General features: G+C 69.8%; 7 protein-coding genes. 5 read left to right on the top strand and 2 right to left on the bottom strand.

Features of this window, described 5'->3' with window-relative positions; translation table 11 throughout:
• Positions 1-318: 318 nt before the first annotated feature.
• Positions 319-1,746 carry a bis-aminopropyl spermidine synthase family protein gene (locus IF64_RS0116920; RefSeq protein ID WP_030533104.1) on the bottom strand — a complete coding sequence of 476 codons (1,428 nt, stop codon included), beginning with the start codon at positions 1,744-1,746 and terminating at the stop codon, positions 319-321.
• Positions 1,747-1,931: 185 nt separating this feature from the next.
• On the opposite strand from IF64_RS0116920, the gene IF64_RS0116915 reads away from it, so the two are divergent.
• From IF64_RS0116915 to IF64_RS0116895, 5 genes are all read left to right on the top strand, one after another.
• Complete coding sequence (locus IF64_RS0116915; RefSeq protein ID WP_030533103.1) at positions 1,932-3,026, top strand: ABC transporter ATP-binding protein; 1,095 nt, start codon at positions 1,932-1,934, stop codon at positions 3,024-3,026.
• Positions 3,023-3,721 (top strand): ABC transporter permease, encoded by a 699-nt coding sequence (locus IF64_RS0116910; protein WP_030533102.1) that lies wholly within the window; start codon positions 3,023-3,025, stop codon positions 3,719-3,721. The genes IF64_RS0116915 and IF64_RS0116910 overlap by 4 nt, the downstream gene beginning before the upstream one ends.
• Positions 3,718-4,404, top strand: coding sequence for an ABC transporter permease (locus IF64_RS0116905; protein WP_030533101.1), 687 nt, complete (start codon positions 3,718-3,720; stop codon positions 4,402-4,404). Before IF64_RS0116910 ends, IF64_RS0116905 begins: the two co-directional genes overlap by 4 nt.
• 74 nt (positions 4,405-4,478) lie before the next feature.
• The gene (locus IF64_RS0116900) at positions 4,479-5,327 is read left to right on the top strand and encodes an ABC transporter substrate-binding protein (protein ID WP_246134902.1); all 849 of its coding nucleotides are present in this window, start codon (positions 4,479-4,481) and stop codon (positions 5,325-5,327) included.
• Positions 5,328-5,692: 365 nt separating this feature from the next.
• A complete protein-coding gene (locus IF64_RS0116895) occupies positions 5,693-7,186 on the top strand; it encodes a S8 family peptidase (protein ID WP_145600781.1) in 1,494 nt (497 codons plus the stop codon).
• Between the two features lie 67 nt (positions 7,187-7,253).
• Here IF64_RS0116895 and IF64_RS0116890 read toward each other — a convergent pair whose 3' ends face one another.
• A complete protein-coding gene (locus IF64_RS0116890; RefSeq protein WP_030533098.1) occupies positions 7,254-11,024 on the bottom strand; it encodes a multifunctional oxoglutarate decarboxylase/oxoglutarate dehydrogenase thiamine pyrophosphate-binding subunit/dihydrolipoyllysine-residue succinyltransferase subunit in 3,771 nt (1,256 codons plus the stop codon).
• Between the last annotated feature and the right edge of the window lie 41 nt (positions 11,025-11,065).

Below are 11,065 nucleotides of genomic sequence, written 5' to 3'. Positions count from 1 at the left end.
ACGCAAGACGCTCGACTGGGATACCCCAGCCGAGCGTCTGCGTGATCTACTGACGACCAACTAGCCATCAGGTGTTGCGAGGACCCCTGGAAACCGCCCAACCGCCCTCGGGGGCACCACTGTGTTCGGAGCTCCCGAGGGCCCCATAGTTGCGTTGAGCGCGACCAACGGCCCCATGGCGGCGTTGAACGGTTGAACACTGCCGCGCGTCAGCGCGTCCTTGGGGGCGGTGGTCGGGCGACGGGTGAGCGCACCCAACGGCCCCATGGCTGCGTTGAACGCGACCATGGGGCCCTCGGGGGCAGTGTTCGGGGCGGCTCAGTCGCCCAGTTCGGTGCGGACCTCGGCGACGCGGTGCCGTGGGAGGTCGATGAGTCGCTGGTCGGCGACGTCGTCGGGGGCGTCGGGCCAGATATTGCCCAGTCGGGCGTGGGCGCGGGTGAGTACGGCGCGCGCGGCGGCGTCGGTGTTGCCCGTCGCGCTCGCAGGCGGCTCGGCCACGACGACCGCGTGCGTGTTGTCCGGGGTGCTGCGCAGCAGCCGCAGCCGGTACTTGGGAGCGATCAGCCCCGTCAGCGCGCGCTGTGCGGCCGCGTCCACGAGGTCGGGGTGCGAGTTGGGCAGCAGCACCGCGACCCGGTCGGCGTTCACGCCCAGCAGAATGCGCAGCAGCCAGGGCCCCGGGTCCGCGCCGAGATCGACGGCCACGGCCGTGCCCGGTTTCGTCGCGACGGGTTTGGTCCAGTCGGCGCCGCGTTCCTCGACCCGCAGACCGTTCTGGCCTGCCAGGCCGCGCAGGGCCTCCAGCAGTTCCGGCGTGGTCTCGCCCGCCTCGAGCGACTGCGCACCGCGCGTGTAGATCGTCTGCTTGCTGGTCTTGCGTCCACCCTTGCGGGCCTTCGTGGTCGGCTGGCAGACGTAGAGGTCCGCGGCGCTGCCGATGGCCTGCGCGCCGCTGTAGCGGTGGAAACCGGGGACGATCGACTCGAACGCCAGCCCCAGTCCGATCAGCGCGCGCTGCGTGCGGTGCCCGAGCGCCGGATGCCGCGGGCTGTAGCCGTAGGCGAGCACGAGCCTGCCCGCGGGCGGATCGGCGAGGCACTCGAGCCCGCGCGTGGCGAACAGCGCCATCCCCTCGGGCGTGTAGGGCGGATCGCTGAACACGACGTCGGCCTTGCCCATGACCGACAGCGGAAGTCCGAACCGCAGATCGGCGTGGACGGTGTGGATGGTGCGCGAGCTCTGCCGGTCGACGTAGTCGAGTATCCGGTCGTCGACGTCGATCACGGTCAGGTCCGCCTCGGGCCGCAACGCGCGCACCGCCAGTGAGGTCAGGTCGTGGTCGCCGAGGAAGGTCAACCTGGTGGTGCGCAGGTCGTAGTGCTCGTCGAGCCACCTGGCGCGGCGTACGACCGTGTCCGCGGTCGCCTGCACGTGGTCGAGCGCGGGCAGCGGCGGCGGCACGTGGGCGATGTGCCGCTCGACCTCCTTCGCGAGTCCGTCCGTCGCGTGCGGACTGCCCGCGTGCTCGCGGTAGGCGCCCGCGGTATCCGGACGCAGGCGCACCCGGTCGCCGTCGCGTTCCAGGTCGTCCCCGAGAGCCTGCAGCAACTCCTCCACGGTGCGCCGCGGAGCGGCGAGTTCGCGCACCAGGTCGTCGAACAGCCACTGCCGTTCGGACAGCAACGCGATGGCGTGCCGCAGCGACTTCGCGTCCACGCCGAACACCTGACGCACCGAGTTCATGGCGCCCACCCTAGAGGCCCTGAGCAGCGGAGCGGACGCCCGGCCGAGCTCGAAGGGCTCGGTTCTGTCGGTCCGGTCGGTTACGGTCGGGCGGACCCGGTCACGCGGCTCACAGCGCAGTGTCCCGGTGCGGGGTTTCGGACGTGCGGGTCACCGACGCGGGGCGAGGGGAGCAGGAGACGACGATGACGATCGAGTTCCGCGGCGTCACCAAACGCTACGAGGGCGGGGCGGTCGCGGTCGACGACATGTCGCTGACCGTGCCCGACGGCAGCATGACGGTGTTCGTCGGCCCGTCGGGGTGCGGCAAGACGACCTCGCTGCGCATGGTGAACAGAATGGTCGAACCCACCGACGGCGAGGTGTTGCTGGACGGGCGCAACGTGCGCGACATCGACCCGGCCGAGCTGCGCCGCGGCATCGGTTACGTGATCCAGCACGCCGGGTTGTTTCCACATCGGACCGTGCTCGGCAACATCGCGACCGTGCCGTTGCTGTCCGGCTGGAGCAGGAGGGCGGCGCGGCGCCGGGCGGGCGAACTGCTCGACACGGTGGGTCTGCCCGCGGAGTTGGGGTCGCGGTACCCGGCGCAGCTGTCCGGGGGCCAGCAGCAGCGGGTCGGCGTGGCGCGCGCCTTGGCGGCCGATCCGCCGGTGCTGCTCATGGACGAACCGTTCTCGGCCGTCGACCCGGTGGTACGGGAGGGGCTGCAGGACGAACTGATCGACCTGCAGCGGCGTCTCGGCAAGACGATCGTGTTCGTCACGCACGACATCGACGAGGCCGTCCGGCTCGGTGACCGCGTCGCGGTGATGCGGGTGGGCGGCCGGCTCGCGCAGTACGGCACGCCGTCCGAGGTGCTGCGCCATCCGGTCGACGACTTCGTGGCCGGGTTCGTCGGCAAGGATCGCGGCTATCGCGGACTGTCGTTCCTGTCGGCCGACGGTCTCGAGCCCGAGGAGACGGCCACCGTGGCGATCGGATCCTCGCCGGGGACCTCGGACCGGTGGCGCCTCGCGGTCGACGACGACCACCGCCCGCGCGGCTGGCTCGAGCCGGGGTCCACAGTGGATGGAGCGCTGACGGAGGCCGACCTCGTCGCGGGCGGTTCGCTGTACCGCAGGGGAACCTCGTTGCGCGGCGCGCTCGACGCCGCATTGTCCTCGCCCGCGAGTCTCGGCGTGGTCGTGGACGACGCGGGCGCGGTCGTCGGCGTCGTCACCTCGCGCCACGTGCTCGACGTGATCGAGCGGCATCCCGAGAGCGTGGGCGCGACATGAGCCTCGTCGACGAGCTCGGCACCTACCTCGGCAGCGCCAACACGCGGGCCCAGCTGTGGTCGGGGCTGGCCGAGCACTGCTACCTGGCACTGCTGCCGATCGTGTTCGGCACGGTGCTCGCCGTGGGGGCGGGGTGGCTCGGGCGCAGCAGACCGTCGTTGCGGGGCACGCTCGGCGTCGTCGCCAACCTCGTCTACACCGTTCCGTCGCTCGCCCTTTTCGTGGTGATCCCGGGCATCATCGGCACCACGATCCTCGACAGCGTCAACGTCGTCATCGCGTTGTCGTTGTACACCGCGGCCCTGCTGGTGCGCCCGATGCTCGACGCGCTCGACGCGGTGCCGCAGGCCGTCACGGCTTCGGCGACGGCGATGGGCTATCGGCCCGCGCGGCGGTTCTTCGGGATCGAACTGCCCCTGGCCGTGCCGGTGCTCGCCGCGGGCGTCCGGGTCGCCGCGGTGAGCAACATCAGCCTCGTCAGCGTGGGCGCCCTGATCGGTGTCGGTGGTCTCGGCAGGTTGTTCACCGACGGCTTCCAGCGGGAGTACTACGCACCCATCGTGGTCGGTGTCGTGCTGACGCTCGTGCTCGCGCTCGTGGTCGACCTGCTGCTGGTGGCCCTGCGCCGGTTCCTGACCCCGTGGCAGCGGCCGGCACCGCGGGATCCGGCCCACGCCGAGGAGGTCGAGGCATGATTCCCGAGACGTTCGCGTGGTTCGGCGACGCGGCGAACTGGAGCGGTCCCGGCGGCGTGCCCACCCGACTGGCCGAACACGTCGGCTACGTCGCGCTGGCACTGGCCGTCGCGTTCGTCATCGCGGTGCCGGTCGGACTGCTGGTGGGGCACACCGGCCGCGGCGCGGTGCTGCTCGTCGGCACCGGCAACATCGTGCGCGCCCTGCCCACTCTCGGCGTGGTCACGCTGTTCTTCCTGCTGCTGGCCGACAGCACACCGGCAGCGCTCGTCGGACTGGTCGTGCTGGCGGTGCCGCCCATCATGGCGGGCGCGTACGCGGGGGTGCAGGCGGTCGATCCGCACGTGACCGACGCGGCGAGCGGGGTCGGCATGCGCGGTATGCAGCGGTTGTGGCAGGTCGAGGTGCCGATCGCGTTGCCGCTGCTGCTCGGCGGAGTGCGGAACGCGGTACTGCAGCTCGTCGCGACGGCCGCGGTCGCGGCCTACGTCGGACTCGGCGGGCTCGGCCGCTACCTGATGGACGGGCTGGCCATCCTCGACTACGGCGAGGTCGTCGCCGGTGCGGTGTTCACCGCGGCCCTGGCCGTCGTGCTGGACCTGCTGCTGGCGGGACTCCAGCGCGTCCTCGTACCACGCGGGGTACGCCTGGCCGAACTCGCGACGTCGAAGGGGAGCACATGAGCGGGACGCGGCGCAGCGGCGCACACCCACCGGGCCGTCTGCGCGGGATCGTCGCCGTGTGCGTGGCGGTCCTGATGGTGGCCGCCTGCGGAAACCCGTTGCGCGGCGGAGCCGAGGGCGGCGACGAAGGGCGCATCGTCATCGGCGCCTCCGACGTCGGCGAAAGCCTGCTGCTGGCCGAGATCTACGCCGGAGCGCTGCGCAGTGCCGGTGCCGACGACGTCACGGTGCGCCCGCCGGTCGGTGGCCGTGAGGTCCTCGTACAGGCGCTGCAGGACCGGTCGCTGACCCTGGCACCCGACTACAGCGGCAACCTGCTGCGCTACTTCGACGAGAACACCGGCGCGACGACGTCGGAGGAGGTCTCGCGCGAACTGCCGGGCGCCCTTCCCGACGGGCTCGAGGTACTGACCGCCTCGCCCGCACAGAACACCGACATGCTCGTCGTACGAGGCGATCTGGCCGCACAGGGCGTCCGCAGCATCTCCGACCTCGCTCCGCGGTGCGATCGGCTCGTCTTCGGCGGGCCGGGGCAGTGGGCGGACCGTTGGCGCGGGCAGATCCGGAAGCTGTACGGCTGCGAGTTCGCCGAGATCCGCACGACGGACACGGGCGGCCCGGTCACCGTCGAGGCGCTGCGTTCGGGCGAGGTCCAGGTGGCGAACATGTTCAGCACGTCGGCGTCCGTGCGTGCCAACGGATTCGTGCCGTTGGACGACGATCGCCACATGTTCCCCGCCCAGAACATCGTTCCGCTGGCCGCGGAGGGGTCACTGTCGAAACCGGAACGTGCGGCGCTCGACCGGGTCTCGGCCGCACTCACCACTGAGAAACTCACCGAGCTGAACGTCGAGTTCTCCGAGCGAAAACGCAATCCTGCGGATATCGCCGACGAATTCCTGGCACGGCTCGGCGAGGGTTGATTCCGCCGCGCGCGGGCGGTTGCTCCGCGCCGCCCGCGACGTTGGTGGCAGACCTTCGTCGGGAGCCGAACGGTGGGTTTTTCCGCTGCTGTGCAACGGAGAACGCACCGTCCGGTCACAACTCGAGCGCGCCGCGGCCACCGGTGTGGACCATCGCGACGCAGTGATTGCGGTGAACGGAGCAAACCCCGACTTTCGTCGCAATTCCAGGAAATCCGCCGGTGATGTGCGCTCGCTACCTTCCCGCTTACCGTTCGGTTCATTCCGGACAAAGTGCGAGGGAAGGAAAAAACGTGCGTAGCGACAAACGCAGGATCGGCGTGCTCGCCGGGGCGGGTACCGCCGCCGTGGCCGTCACGCTGAGCATGGCGGGGACCGCCAACGCGGTACCGCAGGAGGGCACCGTGCTCGGTGCCGGGTCCGCGACGGCGGTCGAGGGCAAGTACATCGTCGTGCTGAAGGACGGGGTGCAGACCACCGCGGCCGACCTGGGCGGCGAGGTCAACCACACGTTCTCGACCGTCCTCAACGGCTACTCGGCCGACATGTCGGAGGCGCTGGCCGAGCGGGTCGCGGCGAACCCCGCCGTCGACTACGTCGAGCAGGTGCAGACCGTGCACACGATGGCCGACCAGACCGATCCGCCGTCGTGGGGCCTCGACCGGATCGACCAGGCGGAGTTGCCGCTCGACGGCACCTACACCTATCCGAACGAGGGTGAGGGCGTCACCGCCTACATCATCGACACCGGGATCATGACGTCGCACCAGGACTTCGGCGGTCGCGCCACGGCCGGATTCGACGCCGTCGACAGCGGTGGCGACGCCGAGGACTGCAACGGCCACGGCACGCACGTGGCGGGCACCGTCGGCGGCAGCGAGTACGGCGTGGCCAAGAGCGCCGACCTGGTAGCGGTCCGCGTGCTGAACTGCCAGGGCAGCGGCACCAACGAGCAGGTCATCGCCGGCATCGACTGGGTCACCGAGAACGCCTCCGGCCCTTCGGTGGCGAACATGAGCCTCGGTGGCAGCGCGTCGGCCGCGATCGACGACGCGGTGCAGAACTCGATCGCGTCCGGGGTGACCTACGGTCTCGCCGCGGGCAACGACAGCGGCGCGGACGCGTGCAACTCCTCGCCCGCACGTGTGCCGGAGGGACTCACGGTGGGCTCCACCACCGAGACCGACGCGCGCTCGAGCTTCTCGAACATCGGCTCCTGTGTGGACATCTTCGCGCCGGGCAGCGACATCACCTCGGCGTGGATCGACTCCGACACCTCCGAGAACACGATCTCGGGTACCTCGATGGCGACCCCGCATGTCGTCGGCGCCGCGGCGCTCTATCTGGCGGCCAACCCCGACGCCACCCCCGCACAGGTCGGTGACGCGCTCGTCGCGGGCGGCTCGGAGGGCGTCGTCGGCAACCCCGGATCGGGCTCGCCCAACGTGCTGCTGAACGTGGTCACCGACGGCTCGGCGCCCGACCCGGACCCCGAGCCGGAACCGGACCCCGGCACCTGTGAGGCCGTCACCAACGACGAGGTCACGGCGATCCCCGACGCCGGCTCGGTCGACAGCACGGTGACCGTCTCCGGCTGCGACGCCGCCTCGGCCGAGGCGACCGTCGAGGTCGACATCACCCACACCTACCGCGGTGACATCGCCCTCGACCTCATCGCTCCGGGCGGTGCCGAGTTCTCCCTCAAGCAGGCCTCGTTCGACTCGGGCACCGACATCACCGAGACCTACACCGTCGACCTGTCCGGCGTGACCGAGGTCGACGGCGAGTGGACCCTGAAGGTCACCGACTCGTTCGTCTACGACACGGGCACGCTGAACAGCTGGACGCTGAGCCTCTGACGTCCAGTGCCGAACATGCACGGGGCCCGGCGGATCGCGATCCGCCGGGCCCCGTGTTGCGTGAGGCTTACTCGAAGGCCCTCGTGATGAGCGCCTTCTGCTCGACCTCGTGCACCTTCGACGAGCCGGCCGACGGGGCTGCCATCGGGCGCCGCGCCACGACGTCGAGGTCCGCGAACAGCTCGGGCAGCTTGCGCGGCAGGTTCAGGCCGAAGAACGGCCAGGCGCCCTGGTTCTCCGGCTCCTCCTGCACCCACACGATCTGCTTGGCCGAGGTGTAGCGCTCGAGCGCGGCCGCGATCTTCCGCTTCGGCAGCGGGTAGTACTGCTCGATGCGCACGATCGCGACGTCGTCGGCCTGTCGCTTGGCCCGCTCGGCCACGAGCTCCCAGTAGAGCTTGCCCGAGGTGAGCAGCACCTTGCGTGCCTTGGCGGGGTCGACGTCCACGTCGTCGATGACGGACATGAACTTCGAGTCGTCGATGAAGTCCTCGACGTTCGACGTCGCGGCCTTGTTGCGCAGCATCGACTTCGGGGTGAAGACGATCAGCGGACGCTTCACACCGTCGAGCGCGTGGCGGCGCAGCAGGTGGAAGTAGTTCGCCGGCGTCGACGGCACGGCCACCGTCATCGACCCTTCGGCGCACAGCTGCAGGAACCGCTCGATCCGGCCGGAGGTGTGGTCCGGGCCCTGGCCCTCGTGGCCATGCGGCAGCAGCAGCACGACGTCGGAGAGCTGGCCCCACTTGGCCTCACCGGAGGAGATGTACTCGTCGATGACCGACTGGGCGCCGTTGACGAAGTCGCCGAACTGCGCCTCCCACATCACCAGCGCGTCGGAGTTGGCCACCGAGTAGCCGTACTCGAAGCCGACGGCCGCGTACTCGGACAGGGCCGAGTCGTAGATCATCACGCGGCCCTGGCCGTCGGCCAGGTGCTGCAGCGGCGCGTACTCCTTGCCGGTGTTGCGGTCGATCAGCACCGAGTGGCGCTGCGTGAACGTGCCGCGACGGGAGTCCTGCCCGGACAACCGGACGAGCCGGCCCTCCAGCGCCAGCGAGCCGAACGCGAGCAGCTCACCGAACGCCCAGTCGATGCCGCCCTCACGCGACATCTTCTGCCTGCGGTCCATCACCGGCTTGACGCGCGGGTGCGGGGTGAAGCCCTCGGGCACGTTGACGAACGCGTCGCCGATGCGCTCGACGGTCTCGCGGGTGACCGCGGTGGGCAGGTTGGCCGGGACCTGCTGCTCCTCCTCGACCGACGGGCTCGGCGACACCGGGTGCTTCTCCAGTTCGCGCACCTCGTTGAAGACGTGCTCGAGCTGGCTGGAGAAGTCCCGCAGCGCCGCCTCGGCCTCCTCGACGGAGATGTCACCGCGGCCGATGAGCGACTCGGTGTAGGTCTTCCGCACGCTGCGCTTGGTGTCGATGATGTCGTACATGCCCGGCTGGGTCATCGAGGGATCGTCACCCTCGTTGTGACCGCGGCGCCGGTAGCAGATCATGTCGATCACGATGTCCTTGTTGAACGCCTGGCGGTAGTCGACCGCCAGCCGCGCGACCCAGTAGGCGGCCTCCGGGTCGTCGCCGTTCACGTGGATGATCGGCGCGCCGATCATCTTCGCGACGTCCGTGGCGTACTGGGAGGACCGTGCGTGCTCGGGCGCCGTGGTGAACCCGACCTGGTTGTTGATGATCACGTGCACGGTGCCGCCGGTGCGGTAACCGCGCAGCAGCGAGAGGTTCAGCGTCTCGGCGACCACGCCCTGGCCGGCGAACGCCGCGTCACCGTGCAGCAGCACCGGCAGCACGGTGAAGCCGTCGACGTCGCCACCCTTGTCGAGGATGTCCTGCTTGGCGCGCACGATGCCCTCGAGCACCGGGTCGACCGTCTCCAGGTGCGACGGGTTCGCCGTCAGCGACACGCGGGTCTCGCCGTCGCCGAACATGCGGAAGTACTTGCCCTCGGCGCCGAGGTGGTACTTCACGTCACCGGAGCCGTGCGCCTGGCCGGGGTCGAGGTTGCCCTCGAACTCGCGGAAGATCTGCGAGATCGGCTTACCGACGATGTTGGCCAGCACGTTCAGGCGGCCACGGTGCGGCATGCCGATGACGACCTCGTCGAGGCTGTGCTCGGCGGCCTTGTCCAGCAGCGTGTCGAGCATCGGGATGACCGTCTCGCCGCCCTCGAGCGAGAACCGCTTCTGGCCGACGTACTTGGTCTGCAGGAACGTCTCGAACGCCTCGGCCGCGTTGAGCTTGCTCAGCACGTACTTCTGCACCGTGGGCTCGGGCTTGTCGTGCGGGATCTCGACGCGGTCCTGGATCCAGCGGCGCTCGTCCGGGTCGAGGATGTGCGTGTACTCGACGCCGACCGTGCGGCAGTACGAGTCGCGCAGCACGCCGAGGACGTCGCGCAGCTTCATCTTCTCCTGGCCCGCGAAACCGCCGACGGCGAACTCGCGGTCCAGGTCCCACAGCGTCAGCCCGTGCGAGAGGACGTCGAGGTCCTCGTGGCGGCGCTGGCGGTAGTTCAGCGGGTCGGTGTCGGCCATCAGGTGGCCGCGCATCCGGTAGGCGTCGATCAGCTCGAGCACCCGGGCAGTCTTGTCGATCTCGCCCTCGGGGATGTCGGACACCCAGCGCACCGGCTCGTACGGGATGCGCAGCGAGGTGAAGATGTCGTCGTAGAACCCGTCCGCGCCGAGCAGCAGCTCGTGGATGCGCTTGAGGAACTCGCCCGACTCCGCGCCCTGGATGATGCGGTGGTCATAGGTCGACGTGAGCGTCATGATCTTGCTGACGCCCAGGTCGATGAGGGTCTTCTCGCTCGTGCCCTCGTAGTGGGCCGGGTACTGCATCGCACCGACGCCGATGATCGTGCCCTGGCCCGACTGCAGCCGCGGCACCGAGTGGTTGGTGCCGATGCCGCCCGGGTTGGTCAGCGAGATCGTGGTGCCGGAGAAGTCGTCCGCGGTGAGCTTGTTGTTGCGGGCCTTGCGGACGATGTCCTCGTAGGCCTGCCAGAACTGCAGGAACGACATGTTCTCGCAGTTCTTGATGGACGCGACGACGAGGTTGCGGGCGCCGTCCTTGCCCTTCATGTCGATCGCGAGGCCGATGTTGACGTGCTCGGGCGTCACCGCGTGCGGCTTGCCGTCGACCACCGTGTAGTGGCGGTTCATGTTCGGGAAGTCGTGCAGCGCACGGATCATCGCGTAGCCGATGAGGTGCGTGAACGAGATCTTCCCACCGCGGGTGCGCTTGAGGTGGTTGTTGATGACGATGCGGTTGTCGGCCATCAGCTTGGCCGGCACCGCACGCACACTCGTCGCGGTCGGGACGCTCAGCGAGGCGTCCATGTTCTTCGCGATGGCCGCGGCGGCGCCGCGCAGGACCTTGGTCTCCGGCTCGGACTTCGCCTGCTTCTCGGCCTTGTCCGCCTTCTCGGCCTTGGCTGCCTGGCCGGACTGTCCGGAGCTCGCGCCCTTCTCGGCGGGCTGCGGTGCGGGCTTGGGCGTGGGCTTCGCGGGAGCGGCCTGCTGGGCCTGCTGCGGTTCGGCCTTCTTGGGCTCGGCCTGCTTCGGTTCGGCCTGCGCGGGCTGCTCGGCCGGGGCGGTCGAGGGAGCGGCGGCGGCCTTGGCCGATCCGTGGCCGTTGGCCGAGGGCGCCGCGTCGGTCGTGTCCGGCTTTCGTTCTTGCGTGGGGGAGAAGTCGGCAAAGAACTCATGCCACGCGGCGTCGACGGAAGAAGGGTCGGCGAGGAACTGGTCGTACATTTCCTCGACGAGCCACTCGTTGGGGCCGAACTGTGACGCAGGGCTGCTGCTGGACACGGCTGGGACTCGCCTCTATCTGTCTCGATGTGCCAATTACG

The organism is Prauserella rugosa (assembly GCF_000719975.1).
GTDB classification, from domain to species: domain Bacteria; phylum Actinomycetota; class Actinomycetes; order Mycobacteriales; family Pseudonocardiaceae; genus Prauserella; species Prauserella rugosa.
The sequence above is the reverse complement of the archived record's forward strand: the minus strand, read 5'-3'. Positions and strand labels throughout refer to the sequence as shown.

Excerpts from the sequence above, each read along its gene's own strand:
- IF64_RS0116915 (WP_030533103.1), top strand. The coding sequence starts at position 1,932 with ATGACGATCGAGTTCCGCGGCGTCACCAAACGCTACGAGGGCGGGGCG.
- IF64_RS0116900 (WP_246134902.1), top strand. The coding sequence starts at position 4,479 with ATGGTGGCCGCCTGCGGAAACCCGTTGCGCGGCGGAGCCGAGGGCGGC.
- IF64_RS0116910 (WP_030533102.1), top strand. The coding sequence starts at position 3,023 with ATGAGCCTCGTCGACGAGCTCGGCACCTACCTCGGCAGCGCCAACACG.
- IF64_RS0116895 (WP_145600781.1), top strand. The coding sequence starts at position 5,693 with ATGGCGGGGACCGCCAACGCGGTACCGCAGGAGGGCACCGTGCTCGGT.
- IF64_RS0116905 (WP_030533101.1), top strand. The coding sequence starts at position 3,718 with ATGATTCCCGAGACGTTCGCGTGGTTCGGCGACGCGGCGAACTGGAGC.
- IF64_RS0116920 (WP_030533104.1), bottom strand. The coding sequence starts at position 1,746 with ATGAACTCGGTGCGTCAGGTGTTCGGCGTGGACGCGAAGTCGCTGCGG.